The organism is Nocardia flavorosea (assembly GCF_015477805.1).
Taxonomy (GTDB): domain Bacteria; phylum Actinomycetota; class Actinomycetes; order Mycobacteriales; family Mycobacteriaceae; genus Nocardia; species Nocardia flavorosea_A.
This window is the reverse complement of sequence record NZ_JADLQL010000004.1, coordinates 556,025-574,157: the sequence shown is the minus strand read 5'-3', so window position 1 is coordinate 574,157 and position 18,133 is coordinate 556,025. Positions and strand designations below refer to the sequence as shown.

The 18,133-nt window shown below is 68.1% G+C and carries 15 protein-coding genes; 4 read left to right on the top strand and 11 right to left on the bottom strand.

Annotation, left to right across the window (positions count from 1 at the left end; all coding sequences use genetic code 11):
* Window positions 1-106 precede the first annotated feature (106 nt).
* On the bottom strand, window positions 107-760 hold the full coding sequence (locus IU448_RS21070; protein ID WP_195057356.1) for an AIM24 family protein: 654 nt from the start codon (window positions 758-760) through the stop codon (window positions 107-109).
* A 472-nt stretch (window positions 761-1,232) separates the two neighbouring features.
* On the opposite strand from IU448_RS21070, the gene IU448_RS21065 reads away from it, so the two are divergent.
* Both IU448_RS21065 and IU448_RS21060 read left to right on the top strand, forming a co-directional pair.
* Window positions 1,233-2,036, top strand: coding sequence for an SDR family oxidoreductase (locus IU448_RS21065; protein WP_195057355.1), 804 nt, complete (start codon window positions 1,233-1,235; stop codon window positions 2,034-2,036).
* A gap of 10 nt (window positions 2,037-2,046) precedes the next feature.
* Entirely contained in the window at window positions 2,047-2,874 is an 828-nt protein-coding gene (locus tag IU448_RS21060) for a DUF72 domain-containing protein (protein ID WP_195057493.1), read from the top strand.
* A gap of 22 nt (window positions 2,875-2,896) precedes the next feature.
* Here the strand turns inward: IU448_RS21060 and IU448_RS21055 are convergent, their stop codons facing one another.
* Entirely contained in the window at window positions 2,897-3,265 is a 369-nt protein-coding gene (locus IU448_RS21055) for a DUF4345 family protein (RefSeq protein WP_195057354.1), read from the bottom strand.
* Between the two features lie 196 nt (window positions 3,266-3,461).
* Here IU448_RS21055 and IU448_RS21050 point away from each other — a divergent pair, with 196 nt between their 5' ends.
* A complete protein-coding gene (locus IU448_RS21050; RefSeq protein WP_195057353.1) occupies window positions 3,462-5,417 on the top strand; it encodes a GMC family oxidoreductase in 1,956 nt (651 codons plus the stop codon).
* Between the two features lie 29 nt (window positions 5,418-5,446).
* On the opposite strand, the gene IU448_RS21045 is transcribed toward IU448_RS21050, so the two are convergent.
* The 7 genes from IU448_RS21045 to IU448_RS21015 all read right to left on the bottom strand — a co-directional run bounded on the left by IU448_RS21045 (window position 5,447) and on the right by IU448_RS21015 (window position 14,370).
* On the bottom strand, window positions 5,447-5,827 hold the full coding sequence (locus tag IU448_RS21045; protein WP_195057352.1) for a DUF742 domain-containing protein: 381 nt from the start codon (window positions 5,825-5,827) through the stop codon (window positions 5,447-5,449).
* Window positions 5,828-5,829: 2 nt separating this feature from the next.
* Window positions 5,830-6,330: a roadblock/LC7 domain-containing protein gene (locus tag IU448_RS21040; protein WP_195057351.1), complete on the bottom strand. Its 501-nt coding sequence runs from the start codon at window positions 6,328-6,330 to the stop codon at window positions 5,830-5,832.
* On the bottom strand, window positions 6,327-8,672 hold the full coding sequence (locus tag IU448_RS21035; RefSeq protein ID WP_280458576.1) for a nitrate- and nitrite sensing domain-containing protein: 2,346 nt from the start codon (window positions 8,670-8,672) through the stop codon (window positions 6,327-6,329). Before IU448_RS21035 ends, IU448_RS21040 begins: the two co-directional genes overlap by 4 nt.
* A gap of 293 nt (window positions 8,673-8,965) precedes the next feature.
* Complete coding sequence (locus tag IU448_RS21030; protein ID WP_195057349.1) at window positions 8,966-9,343, bottom strand: DUF742 domain-containing protein; 378 nt, start codon at window positions 9,341-9,343, stop codon at window positions 8,966-8,968.
* A gap of 69 nt (window positions 9,344-9,412) precedes the next feature.
* A complete protein-coding gene (locus IU448_RS21025; protein WP_228813679.1) occupies window positions 9,413-12,016 on the bottom strand; it encodes a nitrate- and nitrite sensing domain-containing protein in 2,604 nt (867 codons plus the stop codon).
* Between the two features lie 274 nt (window positions 12,017-12,290).
* Window positions 12,291-13,811 (bottom strand): hypothetical protein, encoded by a 1,521-nt coding sequence (locus IU448_RS21020; RefSeq protein WP_195057348.1) that lies wholly within the window; start codon window positions 13,809-13,811, stop codon window positions 12,291-12,293.
* A 175-nt stretch (window positions 13,812-13,986) separates the two neighbouring features.
* Window positions 13,987-14,370, bottom strand: a complete 384-nt coding sequence (locus tag IU448_RS21015; protein ID WP_195057347.1) for a hypothetical protein — start codon at window positions 14,368-14,370, stop codon at window positions 13,987-13,989.
* A gap of 220 nt (window positions 14,371-14,590) precedes the next feature.
* On the opposite strand from IU448_RS21015, the gene IU448_RS21010 reads away from it, so the two are divergent.
* On the top strand, window positions 14,591-15,520 hold the full coding sequence (locus tag IU448_RS21010; protein ID WP_195057346.1) for an alpha/beta hydrolase: 930 nt from the start codon (window positions 14,591-14,593) through the stop codon (window positions 15,518-15,520).
* 30 nt (window positions 15,521-15,550) lie between these two features.
* Here IU448_RS21010 and IU448_RS21005 read toward each other — a convergent pair whose 3' ends face one another.
* Both IU448_RS21005 and IU448_RS21000 read right to left on the bottom strand, forming a co-directional pair.
* Window positions 15,551-16,189: a TetR/AcrR family transcriptional regulator gene (locus IU448_RS21005; protein ID WP_195057345.1), complete on the bottom strand. Its 639-nt coding sequence runs from the start codon at window positions 16,187-16,189 to the stop codon at window positions 15,551-15,553.
* Between the two features lie 195 nt (window positions 16,190-16,384).
* Window positions 16,385-17,917, bottom strand: a complete 1,533-nt coding sequence (locus tag IU448_RS21000) for an acyl-CoA synthetase (protein WP_195057344.1) — start codon at window positions 17,915-17,917, stop codon at window positions 16,385-16,387.
* Between the last annotated feature and the right edge of the window lie 216 nt (window positions 17,918-18,133).

Below are 18,133 nucleotides of genomic sequence, written 5' to 3'. Positions count from 1 at the left end.
CGACCCTGGTTGGTCGATCACACCTGGGACGGAGCCGTCACGACGTTCTCGACATCCGCACCGAAAATTTCCGGAAATTTTTTCCGAGGCGCTGCACCGACCCCGATCATGCCTCGCTCGGCTGCACGATGACGAACCCGTCACCGTCGAGACGCAGCTGGAACGCCTCACCGGAACCGCCGCGGACCATCGAGCCGAAACTCTGCGATCGATTCAGCGAGGTCTGCAGGTGCGCGCTCCAGCCGACCACCGCATCGGTGTCCACGAAAACCGGCGCCTGGGGATGCACCGGGATGATGATCGGCGTCCCCGCGCATACCAGCCCGAGCCGGCCCTGCCCGGTGAACACGCAGTTGAAAAGCCCGCCGCCGGCCATCCCGACGCCCTGCACCATGCGGATGTCGTATTGCAGGCTCGAATCGAACACCAGGATGTTGCGGCCGTTGATGGTGAGCGCATCGCCGGGCACCAGGTCGACCAGGAAACAGTTCCGGTCGAAATGCGCGAACCACGCTTCGCCCTGACCTCGCACCGACATCAACGGCACTCCCTCGCCCGTGAGCGCGCGCTGCAGGAACTTGCCGACCCCCTGTCCTTTCTTCTCGAATTGCAAGTTGCCGCGGAACGCGACCATCGAACCCTGCCGCGCGAGGCATTCCCCGTTCACGGCGTATTTCAATGCTTTCGCGCTCTGCGCGGTCAACCCGGGTGCGGTCGCGGGCTGGGCCATATGCTCGCCGGCGAAGATCTCACTCTGCATACCCGCGATCCTGCCGTAACTGCCCCCGCCGTGGGCCGGACCGGTGTCCGCGCCGCGCAGGGGCCGGTGTTCGGGCTGGTCGAACCGGTTGTGCCGCCCCCGGCTGTGCGACAGCCGGGGCAGCGGCCACCGGATTTGCGGCCGTCGTTGCCGAGATAGCGCCGCTGCCCGCGAACCGCGTTGTAACGAATTCGCATCAGTAGCCGAAATCATCACGAGCGCACACGTTTAGGAGTGTGACGCCTCGTCGGAGGGTATTCGGTAGATGGTCGCCCTCCGACGGCCGAGTTCGACGATCGAGAGAGTTCGCTATGCCTGGCTTCCTGAAGTACATCATCTTCCTCAACATGCTGAACACACTCGGAGGCATCTACACCACCTGGTGATTCCCGGGCCTCCTACCCCGATCGGTTAGATTGGCGGTTCCGGTGGAGCCGCGCCGGGCGCCCGGAGTGTCGAGGATAGGGGCCGTATGACGAAGACCGCGCTGGTGACGGGGGCATCGTCGGGGATCGGGCGCGCGACTGCGGCGCTGCTGGTGGAACACGGCTATCGCGTGATCGGTACCAGCCGCAACCCGGATTCGCTCGCGGCGTCGGCGCGGATTTCGGGGGTGGAATATCGCGCGCTCGATCTCACCGATCCGGCCGGTATCGAACGGTTCGGGCACGAGCTCGGACCGGTGGATGTGCTGGTGAACAATGCGGGCGAGAGCCAGTCGGGCCCGATCGAGGAACTGCCGCACGACGCCGTCACCCGGATATTCCAGTTGAACGTTTTCGGGGCGGTTCAGCTGACCCAGCTGGTACTGCCGGGAATGCGGGAGCGCGGGTACGGGCGGATCGTCATGGTCGGATCGATGCTCGCGAGTTTCCCGCTGGCCTACCGGTCCTCGTATGTGGCGACGAAGGCGGCGATCAAAGGTTTCGCGGATGCGGCACGGCTGGAGACGGCGCCGTTCGGGGTGTGGATCAGTACCGTCGAACCCGGCTCGATCGCGACCGGGATCGGCGAACGGCGTACGAAATACATCGCCGCGGATTCGGTGTACGCGGCGGATTTCCGGACGATGATCACCCACTTGGACCGCAACGAGCGAGCCGGTACCGGCCCCGACGAAGTCGCCCACACCATTCTCCGGGCGATTTCCGCGCGGAAGCCGAAACCGTTGTACGCCAAGGGCAGCCGGGCGCCGATCGTGTTCCTGCTGCGGCGGCTGCTGCCGGCGGCGGCGATCGAGAAGGTCGTCGCGCGGACGCATGGATTGAAACGCTGACGGCGTGAGCATGCGTTTGTCCGTGGGTTGCGCCATGTGGACGCATACCGCCTGGCCCGCGTCGGGTGACAAACTGCGCAGCTATGCGAGCTGGTGCGATGCGGTGGAGGGCAACACCACCTTCTACGCGGTACCGGCGCGGCGCACCGTGCAGACCTGGGCGCAGCAGACCGGCCCGGATTTCCGGTTCGTGATCAAACTGCCCAGAACTGTCACCCACGAACGCCGCCTCTCGGGCGTGGACGCCGAACTGGCCGATTTCCTGCACACCATGGAACCGCTCGGACCCCGTCTGCACGCACTGTGGGTGCAGTTGCCGGGGACGTTCGGGCCGAACGAGCTCGGGTCGCTGGCCGGGTTCGTCCGGAAGGTTCCGGCCGGGCTGCGGGTCGCGGTGGAGGTGCGGCATCCGGCGTTCTTCGCCGACGGCGACGCGGAGAACCAGCTCGAACGAGTACTGGGAAGGGTCGGCGCGGAATGGGTTCCGTTCGATACTACCGTCCTGTTCGCGGCACGGCCGGCGAGTCCGGCGGAGTACGAGGCGCAGTCGAAGAAACCGCGGTTGCCGCGGCGGATGCGGGCCCTCACCGATACCCCGATCGTGCGGTATCACGGCCGCGACCGCGCCGAATCCACGGTGGCGGGCTGGCGGCCCTGGGTGGAACAGACGGTCGCATGGTTGCGCGAGGGTCGTTCGCCGACGGTCTTCCTGCACACTCCGGACAATGCGTCCGCGCGCGATCTGGCGCGCCGTTTCCACGACGAGGTCCGCACCCACGTCCCGGATCTCGTACCGTTGCCCGACCCGGCCGAGACCGAACCGATGACCCTGTTCTGACGCCGTCACCGGCACACGCTGGTCAGTTCACCGCGAACAACGCCGCGGCGGCAAGCGTTTCGACCCAGAAGTAGAACCAGACCGGATAGAACGCGGCCGGAGCGTCCAGCACCCGCGAGATCGCCCGGCCGGCCGCCATACCGGCCAGCGCGACCGCGACCGCGAGAACGACGCCCCGACCCAGTTCACCGGTTGTCGTCGCGGACCAGACCAGCACGGCGGCGACCGCGAGACCGAATCCGCCGTACACCGCGCGCACCTCGGAACGCGCGGACGGGGTGCCCGCGGTGATACCGAAGGGCCGTACGAGCCGCGCGGGCGCGGCGAGGGCGTAGAGACCCATCCCCGTGAAGAAAAGTCCCGTCGCTGTCAAGACCACCGTCCGCACCATGCCTCCTCGCCGGCTTTCCGTGGCTCGATCATCGCGCACCGTGCGCATGGCCGCTTCCGGAAACGTGCGGTGGCGAGGCTCACCGAAGTGAACAATTGTTCTAGGTCATAGCCGGGTTATATAGCAGGGTATTGCTCTATAAGTGAGCGGATATTCGCACACCGTGGTAGAAATCGGCTGTAGCGAAGGGAAAACCATGCAACCGACCGATAAGCAGCGCGCCGCGCTGGAGATGATCTGCGATACGTTCCTGCCAGGGGACGGGCTGACCCTGCCCTCGGCATCCGAACTGGGCGCTGTGGATACCGTGTTGGCACTTCTGGCGCGCAACCCGCGCGAAGCCGAGACCAAACAACTGGCGACGCTGCTCGACCTGTGGGACGGCCCGCTGACCGGGCTGCTCGCCGGATGGGGTCCGCGGCGCTATTCGAAACTGTCGCAGCAGGACCGGGAGAAGGCGCTGCTGCGGCTCGGCGCATCCCGGCTCGGTGCCGTGCGCGCGGTGTTCCAAGCCCTCAAGCAGGCATCGCTGCTGGCCTACAACGTCACTCCGGGGCCGACCGGCGTCAATCCCCTGTGGAAACACCTGGGCTACGACGCGATTCCCGGCCCGCTCGCGAATGCGCCGCAGCCCGCGCTCGCCCCGCAGCGCATCACCGCACCGACGAGCCTGACCTGCGATGTCGTCATCGTCGGCTCCGGCGCCGGCGGGGGGACGGCCGCCGGTGTGCTCGCCGAAGCGGGTCTCGATGTCATCGTCCTCGAACGCGGGGAGTACTACGACGACAAGGATTTCGGGGCCGGTGAACTCGCCGGTCAGCAGCTGCTCTACTCGCCGGGCCCGCTCGCCTCCAGCGAGGGTCAGCTGGCACTGGTCGCCGGTTCCTGCCTCGGCGGCGGCACGGTCGTGAACTGGAGTACGTCGCTGCCCACGCCCGACCGTGTCCGCGAGGAATGGGCCGCGGTCGGCGCCAGGCAGTTCGCCGACGCCGAGTTCACCGAATCGCTGGATACGGTGCTGCGCCGGCTCGGCGTGAACGAGCGGCGCTCCACCCCGCTGGTCCGGGACAATATTCTGGAACGCGGCGCGCGGGCACTCGGCTGGCCCGTCGACCCCCTGCCGCGCAATGTCACCGATGCCTGCGATGCCGGCGTCGAATGCGGCCGGTGCGGCAGTGGCTGCCGGTTGGGCGCCAAACAGTCGGTGACCAAAACCTGGCTGGCCGACGCCGCCGCCCGCGGCGCGCGGTTGATCGTGGACGCGAACGTGCGGCGGATCGCGGTACGCGACAACATCGCCGAAGCGGTTACCGTGCGCACCTCGGCGGGGGTCGAGTTCGAGGTCCGCGCCCGAGCCGTGGTGGTGGCGGCAGGCGCGATCCAGACCCCTGCGCTGCTGCGCCGGTCGGGCCTGGGTAACAAGAACATCGGCCGCTACCTGCGGTTGCATCCGGCGGCGGCGGTTTTCGGGCTGTTCGACGAAGAAGTGCGACCCTGGGAAGGCGGCCTGCAGACCCGGATCTGCCGCGAGCACGCCGACCTCGACGGCAACGGTTACGGCGTGATCTACGAGACGGGCCCGCTGGCGCCCGGTTCGTCCACCGGATTCATGAGCTGGCAGGGTTCCGAGGACCATCGCCGCGTCATGCAGGATTTCGCGCGCACCAACGCCGTCGGCATCATCACCCGCGACCGCGACTCCGGTGCGGTGAAGGTCGACAAGAACGGTGAACCCACCGTGGACTACCGGATCTCCGACTACGATGCCGCGCACCTGCACACCGGAATCGAAGGCGCCGCCCGCATCCTCGAGGCGGCGGGCGCCACCCGGATCTTCTCCGGGCATCAAGCGGGCGTCTCCTTCGAACCGGGCGTGCGCGGCTCGCTCGGCGAGTTCTCGGCCGCCGCCGAGGCCGCCGGATACGGTCCGGGACGCTGCACGATGGGCGCCCTGCACATCATGGGATCGGCCCGGATGGGCGGCTCGGCGGAGAACTCCGCCACCGACCCGGACGGCGCGACCTGGGATGTGAAGAACATCGTCGTCGCCGACGCGTCCTGCTTCCCGACGTCTTCGGGGGTGAACCCGATGGTGACGATCGAGGCGATCGCGCATATGAACGCCACCCGCCTCGCCGCCCGGTTGTCCTGACCGGCGCCGCGGGAGGTCCGGCCCGATGGTCAGACCTCCCGCAGGCTGCGCGCGATGCTGTGCAGCAGATCGATATCCCGGGCCGGATCGATCGTGGTTTCGAACGGGGGCCGGACCTCCAGCCGGCCGTCGTCGATCAGATCGCCGACGAGAACCTTCGCCAGCGCCAGCGGCAGGCGCAACTGCGCCGAAATCTCCGCCACCGATTGCGCGGTCCGGCACAGCCGGATGATATCGACGTACTCGGGTTCGGTGCGTTGCGGCGCCAGCCCGGCACCCCGGTCCACCACCCTGGTGTCCAGGGTGAGCTCCCGGCGTCCCGTCGTACGTCCCCGCCCGCGGGTCACCGCGAAGAGGCGCACGATGGGACCGTCGTCGTCCTCGTCCCAGGGGTCCTCCGGCCCGTACACGGCTAGCGTATGCCGTTCGGATAGCCACGGACGGGGGCATGGGCGCCGGGCCGGTCGTGGGCGTGCATCGGCGGCCGGTCATGCGGCCCCGGCCGGCCGCGGTCACCCTGATGGGTGCGGGAATCGACACCCAGATGAGCGCCGACCTGCTGGACGGTGCGGTTCATCTCGTAGGCCACCATGCCCAGATCGGCGGAATCGGCGGCCAGCAGCGACAGGCACGCGTTACCCCCGGCCGCGGTGACGAACAGCACCGCCCGGTCCAGTTCCACCACCGTCTGACAGACCCCGCCGGCCCGGAAATGGCTTCCCGCGCTGCGCGCCAGACTGTGGAAGGCCGACGCCATCGCGGCGAACCGTTCGGCGTCGTCGCGGTCCAATCCGGAGGAATGTCCCATCAGCAGGCCGTCGGTGGACAGCAGCACCGCGGAATCGGCATCCGGTAGACCGCGGACCAATTCCTCGAGTAGCCAGCTGAGATCGGTGCGATTGGGGTTGGTCATCGTTCGCCTTCTCGTCTAGAGCGTTCTGGAGCATTGGGATCGGAGTACGGTGCGCGGCGGCCCGAACGGCTCCCGCGCGAGATCGCCGACATCCGGTTGCGGGCCTGCTCCGCGGTCCGGGGGCGCACCACATCCGGCTCCGGATCCTCCTCGCGGGCCGTTTGTTCGACGGCCTTGCGGTTACGGCGCGGCAGCGGCGGCCGGCCGGACCAGCCGGGATGGGCCGCCGGCTCCGCGTGCGGGTCCTGATACCTGATCTCGGAAGTGACGGGGTAGGCGTCCGAACCCAGCGTGCGGGAATCGTAGGGTGCCTCGTGCACCGGAGCAGTGGCGAAGGTGGTCGAGGGCGAGGTGTGGAAGGTGACGGACCCCGCGGACGTCGCACCGGCCATCGCGGGCTCGATCACCGGGGCGGCTTCCAGCGGAGGCGGCCCGCCCGGTTCGGTGAGCGCGGTCGGGATCAGGACGATCGCCTTGATTCCGCCGTACGCCGATTCGGTCAGACGCACCGAGATCCCCTGCCGGGCAGCGAGAGTGGCGACCACGAACAGGCCCAGGCGGGTGTCCCCGGTCAGTGCCGCGACACCGAAGTCCGGCGGTTCGGCGAGCGACCGGTTCCGTTCGGTGATCTCGTCTTCGGCCATCCCGAGACCCTGATCGGCCACCTCGATCGCCACTCCGCGCCCCACCAGGGTGGCCGATACCTCGACCCGGGAATCCGGCGGTGAGAACGCCGTCGCGTTGTCCATCAGTTCGGCGAGCAGGTGGATGAGATCGGCCGCGGTCTTGCCGACGACCCGCATCTCCGGCACCCGCCCGGTGTGGACGCGTGTGTAATCCAGGCTTTCCGCGGCGGCGGCCCGGATCACGTCCCACAGGGAGACCGGTTTACGCCAGCGCCGGCCCGGTTGTTCGCCACCCAGCACGATGAGGTTTTCCGCGTGGCGGCGGGCGCGGGTGGCGAGATGGTCGAGCTGGAAGAGCAGTTCGAGCTGGTCGGCGTTCTCCTCGCGGCGTTCGGCCTGATCCAGCAGCGCCAGCTGGCGATGGACGGCGAGCTGGTTGCGATGCGCCATGTTCAGGAATACCGCGTTGAAACCCGCCCGTGTCTTGGCCTCGGCCACCGCGGCCGATACGGCGGCCAGCTGGGCCCGGTTGAACGCGTCGGCGACCTCACCGAGTTCGTCGGTACCGAAGTCCAGTTGCGCGACCTCGGCGGTGGTGTCCACCTCCGCGCCGTCGTCGAGACGGCGCATCAGGTCCGGCAGGCGGTTGTCGGCCAGATCCAGGGTGTCGTTGCGCAGATGACGCATCCGGGCGATGAAGCGGTTGGCCATCAGCAGCGCGCCGAGGAAAGCCAACCCGGTGAGCAGCAGCACCGCGACACCGCCCAGCAGCGATTTCGCCGCCGTATCGTCGCCCTGTGCCCGGGCGGTGACGTGTGCGTCGTTGCTCTGGTCCTCCCAGAGCTTCAACAGGTCCGCGACGATCTGGCCGGACGCCTGCTGCCAGGCGGCGATATCCATGGGCAGCGGGGCCGGTTCGCCGGTGGAATCCGATTCGTCGGCGGTGCTGTCGCTGTCCGCGGATTCGGTGGCCGACCGGGGGCCGCCGGCCATGATCGCGTCCTGCATGGCGATCACCTGCCGATAGGGCTCGGAATCGGTGATCGCCCGGAGCTGCGCGAGCCGTACGTCTTTGAGGACCGCGCCGGAATACGTTATTTCGCCGCGGAATTCGCCGACATAGCGATTGAATTCGACCAGCTGGGCATCGTTCAGTTCGTTCAGCGTGAGCGCGGCCGCACCCAAAGTATCGGCTTTGGAGAGCGCGTCGGCCGCCCGCAGGGGTTCGACGCCGTAGCCGAGCGATATCGCCACCCCGGCGTCCGGGGCGACCCGGGCAGCCAGCATGGAGGCCCCGATAATCGTTTCGATCACCGCGCTGTAGAAACCGAACGCCTCGGGCCGGGGGATCGTGCCCGCGTCGACAGCGGCCCGGGTGGCGGGGACCTGGGCGAAGAGCTGCTGGTAACCGGCGATTTCGGCTTCGGCGCCGTCGGGGTTGAGCTGCTGTGCCGCATCACCCTTGGCGAAGATCTCCGCGAGCGCGATATCGGACTGACCACGGGCCGCGACCAGCGTCGGGGCCACACTCGTATCGCCGGCCAGCAGCAACAGCGAAAGCCGCCGCTCCTCCGCGAAGGCCCGCACCATCAGAATCGCCGGGCTGGTGGTGCTACTGGCCAGTTCGGCCCACTTCGTCGCGTCCCGCCCGGATCGCACCAGGTAGGCGGCGGCGCCGATACCGATGGTCAGCAACGCGATACTGGTGACGAGCACGATCGCGAGCAAACGGGTACGGATGCCGACCCGCCCTCGAGTGCGATTCGCTCCGGAACGCATTTTCCGCAGGAACGTTCCGGCGAGAGGTAGGCGAAATCCCAACGTAGACCCACTCATTCAGGGTGATGGGCCGACCGGCCGCCGGCCGGCCCATCCCAGCTATCCCGACATTGCGATAATTTCTACTACTTTTTTCCTCGCAATGCGCTTTGTCTGTCTCAGACTCTAGCGAACCCGGTGTACTCGGTGTCGCGGAAGCCGATATGACGGTTGCGCCGGCCCGCCCGGGATCAGCCCCCGCGCAAACTGTTCGCGATCGTCCGGAGCAGATCGAGTCCGGCGGCGTCATCGGGCGTCTGCACCGGTGCCCGCACATTCAGCCGGCCGTCATCGATCAAATCCCCGATCAAGACCTTGGTGAGCGTGAGCGGAACACCGAGTTGGGCCGATATCTCGGCCACCGACTGCGGAACCTGGCACAACCGGACTATTTCCGCGTACTCCGGTTCCGGTCGCCGCAGCGCCAGGCCGGAGCCGGCGTCGGCCACCATGGAATCCAGCGTGAGCTCCGCGCGTTCGCTACCACCCCGGCCGCGGGTCAACGCATACAGACGTACGACCGGGCCGGCGTCCTCCTCGTCCCCGGAAACGTTGTGCGGGCCGCTCATGGCTTCGGCTTGCCGTTCGGCTCGGTACCCGGCAGCCCGCTCACCAGATCCTCCAGCGGCCGGCTCCGGTCAATGCGCGCGGGAACGGTCATCATCACCTTCCTGTCGTGTTCTCTCGGATTCGGCCGCCTCCGGCGGCGTGCTGCGTCCCGACCGTGTACCGCCTTCGATAGCGGCCATGAGATCGCGTGCGTCCTCGGCGCTGCGGGGACGTGGTGCCCCGGTGGCGGGTTCGGCGGAGGGGACCGGTTCGGCGGTTTGCCGGTGCCTGCGGGGCAGCGGGGGCCGGGCGTCCGTAGCGGACTGCTGTGCTGCCTGCTCGGCAGCCGGCCGCGCGGATCCGCTGGGCTGCGTCGAGACCGGCGCCCCGGCGGGTCCGGCGCTGCCGTTCGATCCGGCCCCGTTCGCTGCGCCGCCGTTCGCTCGGGCGTCCGGCGAGCCACCGGCGTTCGTCCCGGCGTCCCTGGAGCCACTGCCGCTCGTACGGGGTTCTCCGGGGTTGCCGTTGTTCGCTCGGCGGGGTGCGGAGTCGCTGTTGTTCGTTCGGGGGTTTGCGGAGCTGCGGTTTTGGACCGGGGTGTCCGTGGAGGCGTTGTTGTTCACTCGAAGGGTTGTGGAGTTGCCGCCGTCCGGCCCGGGACGTGTGGGGCCGTTGTTGTTGCCTTGGGCGGTTGTGGAGTTGCCGTCGCTCGGGCCGGCGTCCGCGGTGCCGCCCGTGGCGTCGGCCGTGGCATCCGCGGGGTCGCCGGCGGCGGGCGTGTTGTGTTCTACTACGAGTTCGGTGGGGATCAGCACGACGGCCTTGACTCCGCCGTACACCGAATCCGACAGCCGCACCGACGCACCGTGGCGGGCCGCCAGCGTAGCCACGACGAAAAGGCCCAGCCGGGTATCGCCGGACAGCGTCGCAACCCCGAAATCCGGTGGCTGCGCGAGCAGTTGATTGGCGGCCACGATCTCGTCGGCCGACATCCCCAGCCCCTGATCCGCGACCTCGATCGCGACCCCGCGGCCCACCACGGCCGCCACGACCTCCACCCGGGACTTCGGCGGGGAGAACGCGGTGGCGTTGTCCATCAGCTCCGCCAGCAGATGGATCAGATCGGCCGTGGCCTGGCCGGTGATCAGCACGTCCGGGGCGCTTCCGGTGTGGATGCGGGTGTAGTCGACGGTTTCCGCCGCCGCGCCGCGGATCAGATCCCACAGCGGGATCGGTTTATGCCACACCCGGCCGGGGTTCTCGCCGCCCAGCACGATGAGGTTCTCGGCGTGGCGCCGGGCGCGGGTGGCCAGATGGTCCAGTTCGAAGAGCAGCTCGAGCTGTTCGGCGTTCTCCTCGCGGCGTTCCGCGCGGTCGAGCAGGGCCAGCTGTTTGTGCACGGCGACCTGGTTGCGGTGGGCGATATTGAGGAAGACCGTGCGGAAACCCGCCCGGGTCCGGGATTCGGCCACGGCCGCCGATACCGCGGCGACCTGGGCCCGGTTGAACGCGTCGGCCACCTCGCCGAGTTCGTCGGTGCCGAAGTCCAGGCGCGCCACCTCGGCGGCGGTATCGATCTCCGCGCCGCTGTCGAGGCGTCGCATGAGATCGGGTAGCCGGTGATCGGCCAGTTCGAGGGTGTCGCTGCGCAGCCGGCGCATGCGGGCGATGAACCGGTTGGCCACGAACAGTGTGCCCAGGAATGCCACCAGCGTGACGATCAGCACCACGATCCCGCCGATCAGCGACAGGCTCGCGGTATCCGTGCCTTCCTCCCGGGCGATGGCGTGCGCGTCGCGGCTCTGGTCCTCCCACAGTTTCAACAGCGCCGAGCTGAGCCGGGTGGACGCTTCCTGCCAGGCCGGCCCGGTCATCGGCAGGGTGGCCGGCCCGGATTGCGCCGTTTCGCCGGTTTCGTAATCGCTTTCGGATGGGAAGGGGCCGCGCAACACCATCGCGTCCTGCATGGCGGTGACCTGCTGCCAGTCCGGGGAGGAGGTGAGGGCGTGCAACTGGTCCAGCCGCGCGCCCTTCAGCACGGAGGCGGAATATGCCGCCTGCGCGCGGAATTCGCCGACGTGGCGGTGGAATTCGAGGAATTGCGCCGGCGTCGCGGTGCCGCGGGCGAGGCTCACGATCCCGAGGGTGTCGGCGCGCGACAGTGCCTCGGCGGCGCGCAGCGGTTCGACGCCGTAGCCGAGGGCGATACCCAGGCCGGCATCGGGCGCGACCCGGGCGGCGATCAGCGACGCCCGGAAAATGGTGTCGATCACGGTATTGAAGAATCCGAACGCTTCCGCACTGGGAACCGCGCGGGCGTCGATGGTGGCGCGGAACCCCGGAACACTGTTGTAGAGCGGGCGGAACGTCTCCAGTTCGGCGGCCGATCCGCCGGGATCGAGCCGCTGGGCCGCCTCGCCCTTGGCGATCGTCGCGGCGAGCGCGGTATCGGAACGTTCGCGCGCCGCCACGAGGGCATCGGCCGCGACCGGATCGCCCTCCAGGTACAGCATCGACAACCGGCGCTCTTCTTCGAAGGTCTCGACCATCGAGATCACCGGCGTGGTGGTGCTACTGATGAGGTTGGCCCACACCCGGGCCGCCAGGCTGTCCTTCACCAGATACCCGGCGGCGCTCACACCGATGATCAGCAGAGTGATATTGGTGACGAGCAGGATCGACAACAGGCGCATACGGATACCGACCCGGCCGCGCGTGACATCTCTACCGGAGCGGAGTGCCCGATTCCACGAGTCGGACAGATGCCGCCGTACAGCCACGATAGATCAACCCGTTCCAGGGCATGCGCAGACGACACCATGGTGATCGGCGCATATCACCCTAATGTTCCCGGCATTACCGTTGTCCGGCAATGCATCAGCTTCGGTCCAAACCATATCGAAGCATGCTGCCGAGACCGAGACGAGTCTCACCGAGCGGCCCGCTGGGGTATTGCGGTGACCCCGGCTACAGGCCGCTTGCCCGCTTCACGCCCGGACCACGGAAACACAGCACCTGATCGCCGTAGCCGGCCAGCGGCCGGGCCTCGGCGGCCTGGCGGATACCGCTGGCGGGCAGCTCGGTGAGTTTCGCGAACATGGTCGCGTTCCCGAAGGCCGAACGGATCTGCGTCTCCGAGGCGTAATCGGCGCCGTAGTCGGCGAGCTTACCGAAATCCAACGGCGCCAACGGCGTATCCAGCGCCACCGGCTCCGCCGGCCGCCCGAGCGCGGCATACTGGGTGGCCGCGCCCTGTTCGTACCAGCACAGCTCGTAGGCCAGGCTTTCGGTGCTGGTCACGCTCACCACCGGCCACTGCCGCGAGAGCCGGCGGGCCAGCGGATTCTTCGCCACCGGTGTGAGTTCCCATTTCAGGCTCTGCACCGCGACCCAGCTTCCCGATCTCCGCTCGATCAGCACGATATCGTCACCGAGTTCGGGGTTCGCGTTCATCTGCGGGTCCCGGGTGCCCCAATGCGCCTTGTCGACGCCGTGCGCGGTATTGATATCCACCGGCTCCGCGCCCGCCTCGGTATAGGCCGCGATGATCGCCGCCCGCACCTGCTGCACCGCGTCGGGCGCCGAGCACAGCACAGCGAGCGCGCCGAACGACGACCCGATCTCCACCGGTTTCGCCGGTTGATCCGGCATCGCGCCCGCCACCAGCGGCTTCAACCCGACCAGTGCCAGATTCCAGTTGATCTCCTCGATCGTCGCCAGATCACCGGCGCTCTGGTAGAGGATCTGCTGCTGGGTCAGATAACCGGCGCGCTCCAGCGTGCGGCATTCGAGTTTGCGCAGCGCGGACTGAGTTTTACCGGTGAAACCGATCTCCTCGATTTTCAGCGCGCGCAGTTGCGCGGCCATCGCCGCAGTGGTGAGCGCGGTATAGCGTTCGCGGTACATCGCCACCGCCTGTTTCCGCTGCCGGCCCACCATCAGCGTGCGCAGCAGCGTGTTCAAGGTGGCGAGGTATTTCCGGGACTGATCCGGATCGGCCGCGAACAAACCGGCCCGGATCCGCACCGCCTCGTCGGTCGCCACGACCGCCGCGCCCGGATCCAGCCGGCACAGCCAGACACCGCATTTCGACAGGCTGTCCGCGCAAGCACCCGCCGCATTCGGATGATCGTGTGCCACCTGGGTATAGGCATTACAGGCGTCACGGATGGTCGAGGTGGCCAGTTCCCGGTGCCCGATCGCGCGGGCCGCCTGCTCCAGCAGCCGCAGCGTGTCCTGCACCTCGTTGGCGAACTCCGCGGTGACCCGGCCCGCGGTGAACCAGCGCAACCGGATCCGCACCGCTTCCTGCGCGGGTTCCAGCGCCCCGGCCACCCGGTTGCGCACCGAACCATCGGTGCTGGTGGCCAGATACGCGGCGGCGAGTTCGGACAGACTGGTGGCCAGCTGTAATTCGGTTTCCGGTGTGCGGTCCCGGGCCGCGATCCGGTCGGTGGCCACCCGGCCCTCGATGGCGATCAGATCCATCGCGATCTCAATTCCCGCATCACCTTCCGCGCACGGTCCCTGCCGACCCCATCGAGTCGCGTGGCCGTAATCCGAGCATTCCTCGAAAGTCTGCCACAGGTACGGCACGATCAGCAGGCCTACCGGGACTTCTCCGGCAACAGACGGTGCGCGCCGCCGACCCGGCGCGCCCGGGTCAGCCGGCGGGAACGGTGGTGGCGCCGATACCGAGATAGAAAAGCGTGATCAGCAGCAGGAACCAGCCCGCGCCCTGCCAGATCGGCCAGGTGCCGCCGCGCCGCCACACCCGGATCGTCTCCACGAACGCCCCGATACCGCCCAGGAACAGCACCGCACCCGGACCGAACAGGACCGCCAGCTGCGCCGGCGTATCGCAGAGCAGCGAATCCGCGTCCCGGCACTGCGTCGTGGCCGACCAGATGGCGGTAGCCGCGCAGACCAGCGCGGCGATACCGAGGACCGTCAACGTGTAGCGCACAGCCCGCCGGAAACCCGTTCCGCTGGACCAGCGCTTCTCCGCATCGTTGATATTCGCCTGCTTTTCTACGTCGTCCGCCATCGCCCAGCCCTCCTGCCCGCTCGTTACCGGACCGGTCTCATCGCCCGCGGTATTGCCCGGATCGCGCGCGGCAAACGTGGCCCCGGGACCGGGGCTTACCGGGGGTGAGCCCAAAGTTGAGCAACTTCCCGGTTGGGCACTGTTATCGCAGGTAAAGAGTTGTTTATCAGGTTGCCGAACGCGAGTTGTCGGGAAGGTCGGGTGACCTGATGCTGGAGGTATGAACGCTCCAGCGCACCGCATGTACGCCGAGTTCCTGCCCGAGCCCTACCGGTCCGATTCCGCGGGCGAACCGGTATCCGACTGGTGGGAATGGAAGGGACGGCGCGTCCATTTGCTGCGCGCCGCGGTAGCCGATGCCCCGGTCCGGGTTCTCGCGATCCACGGCGCCGGTGGCTACTCGGGTCTGCTGTGGCCGGCGGTCGCGCTGGGTTTCCGGGAGAACGTGGATGCCACGGCCATCGACCTACCGCTGTACGGCCGGACGATCGAACCGGCCCCGGGCGGGGTGCGCTACGACGACTGGGTCGACCTCCTGTGCGATCTGGTGCGACAGCAAGCCGAGGTGGACGACCGCCCACTGGTGCTGTTCGGTGCGAGTATGGGCGGGATGCTGGCCTACGAAGTAGCGGCCCGCACCGGCGCGGTAACGCACGTCGTGGCGACCTGTCTACTGGACCCCGCCGATCCGGCGGCGCTCGCGACCGCGACCCGCTGGAACCTGCCGGGCCGGTCGGGTCCGCGGCTGCTGCGGTGGCTCCACCCGGTATGCGGCCGGTTCCGTGTACCGATCCGCTGGATAGCGCATATGGACAAGATGAGCCGTGATCCGGAGCTGTCACGACTGTGCGCGGCCGATCCGCAGGGCGGTGGGGCTCGGGTACCGCTCGGTTTCCTCAGCAGTTTCGCGGACTACCGGCACACCCGTCCGGAGAACTTCACCGCCGCACAGATAACCCTCGTGCACCCTGCCGCGGACGAGTGGACGCCGCCGGAGTTGAGCATCCGGTTCCTCGAACGGATTGCCGGCCGGTCCGAAATCGTGCTGCTCGGCAACTGCGGGCATCTTCCCGTCGAAGAACCGGGGCTCACGCAGCTGGCCGCGGCCGTACGCACGGTCCTCGCCGATGCGGTCCGGTCGGGGCGCTGATACCGGCGGCACCAGCCGTTCGTGGTCCGGTCAGGGCGCTGATACCGGCGGCGCCAGCTGTTCGACCATGGCGACGAGGTCGTCGGTGGTCAACGGATGACGGGGATGTACCCGGTGCACCTGGGCGTCGATCGTGTGCATGAGGATCCGAGCTGTGAGCGCCGGATCGGGGCCACCGCGACGGCAGCGGCGCAGGTGGTAGGCGAGTTCGTTCGCGAGATGATCCTCGAAAGCGTGGACGGCCGCCAGCTCACCGGCCTCCCGTAACGCGATCCGGTGCATCAAGGCGTGCAATCCGGGACGATCCCGGTGCAGCTCGGCAACCACGTCCAGCACCGCGCGAAGTGTCGTTTCGAATGGCGGCTCGGTGGCGCGCAGTTCGTCGAAGACGGCACCCAGCCGCTCCGCGGCCTCGGTGACGTGCCGACGGGCCAGCGCGTGCAGAATCGCCTGCTTGTCCGGAAAGTACTGGTACAGCGTGCCGATCGAGGTCCCGGCCCGCTCGGCGATGTGGTTGGTGGTGGTGGCCAGACCGTCGCGCCCGAACAACTGCGCCGCCGCTTCCAAGAGCGTATCGACGGTGAAACGCGATCTGTCCTGCCGCGGCGACCGCCGTACTCCGTCACTCCTGGGATCGGGAAATGCTCGTCGGCCATCCGGCGTGGGCATCTGTGGTCTCCGGTGTGGGGCAGTGGGCTCACTGCCGATTATCCGGCACCGGGCGGCTCGGAGGTGCGCGAGCCACCCGGTCGCCGGTGCCGGGTGTCTGCCTGGTCGCCGGTGCCGGGTGTCTACGCGGTCGTCGGTGCCGGATGTCTACGCGGTGGCCGGTGCCGGGGTCCGGTGTCCCGAAGTTTCCGATGTTCACAGATACTGGGCGCGTAGCTTGCCCTTGACCAGTTTGCCGGTCGGGGTGCGGGGGAGTTCGTCGGCGAAATCGATCGTGCGCGGGACTTTGTAGTGCGCGATACGGTCGCGCAGATAGTCGCGGAGTTCCGCGGCGAGGTCCGGTCCGGGTTCGGCGCCGGGAGCCGGCTGGATCACGGCCTTCACCGATTCGCCCATCTCCTCGTCCGGGACGCCGATCACGGCCACATCGAGAACCTGCGGATGCAGGGCGAGGGCGTCCTCGATCTCCTGTGGATAGATGTTCACGCCACCGGAGATGATCATGAACGCTTTGCGGTCGGTGAGGAACAGGAAACCGTCGGAGTCGATATAGCCGATATCGCCGGTGGTGGTCCAGGTCGGATGCTGCGAATGGATCGCCTGCTCGGTTTTCGCCGGATCGTTGTGGTAGGTGAACGGCACTTCCTCGCGTTCGAAATAGATCGTGCCGATCTCGCCCACCGGCAGTTCCGCGCCGTCCTCGCCGCAGATCCGGACCGCGCCCAGCCCGGCCGGCCCCACCGACCCAGGCTTGCGCAACCACTGCTCGCTGTCGATGAAGGTCGCTCCGTTGCCCTCGGTGGACGCGTAGTACTCGTGTAGCACCGGACCCCACCAGTCGATCATCTTCTGTTTGACCTCGACCGGGCACGGCGCGGCCGCATGCACGGCCACCCGCAGGCTCGAAACGTCGTAGCGCGCGCGGACGGCCTCGTCGAGTTTGAGCATCCGGACGAACATGGTCGGCACCCACTGGCTGTGGGTGACGCGGTAGCGCTCGATGGCCGCCAGAGCCTGTTCGGCATCGAAACGTTCCAGTACCACCAGCGTCCCTCCGAGCGCGTGCACCACGCCCCCGAACCGCAGCGGCGCCGCGTGGTACAGGGGAGCGGGGGAGAGGTAGATCGTCTCGGTATCGAACCCGTAGAGGGGACCGAAGACGGCGGTGTAGGTGTCACCGGGCGGATCGCCGACCTGCCGGTCCGGTAGCGGATGTTTGATCCCCTTCGGCCGCCCGGTGGTCCCGGAAGAATAGAGCATATCGGCGCCCCGCGGCTGATCGGCCAACGGTTCGGCGGAAGCGGCAGCCAGCGCTTCCTCGTAGGATCCGTGCCCCTCGACCGCGCCGCCGAAAGCCAGCCGGATCTGCACGCCCGGCGTTTCCTCGACGATCTTCTGGGCGGCCTCGCGCAGACCGGCCGACGCGACGAGCGCCCGCGCCCCGCAGTCGTTGACGATATAGCTGATCTCGCTCGGCGACAGATGCCGGTTCACGGCGGTGATGTAAAGCCCGGATCGCAACGCTGCCCAGTAGACCTCGTACACCTTCGGATCGTTCCCGGACAGCAGCGCGACGTGATCGCCCTTGCGCAGACCGGCGTCGTGGAGGTGCCGCGCGAGCCGGACGGAGTTGTCCTCCAGTTCCCGATAGGTCAGCGTCTCACCGGTTTCGGCCAGGATCACCGCGGGTTTATCAGGGAAACGATCGACATGCGCGCCGGGATACATACTGCTCCTCTACGGACGAAGCGATCGGTACACCGACCGCCGAGCCGATATCGGGACCGGCGCCGCGCCGCGGCCCGGACCCCGCCGGACATTCGCCCGGCCAGCGCGACATTAGCGGAAAGTGAACCGCAATTCGGCCGGTACGCCGAAACTCATCGGTACGATCCAGGGTTCGGACAGGAATCGGGTCCCGGGTGCGGCGACGGTGCTACCGGC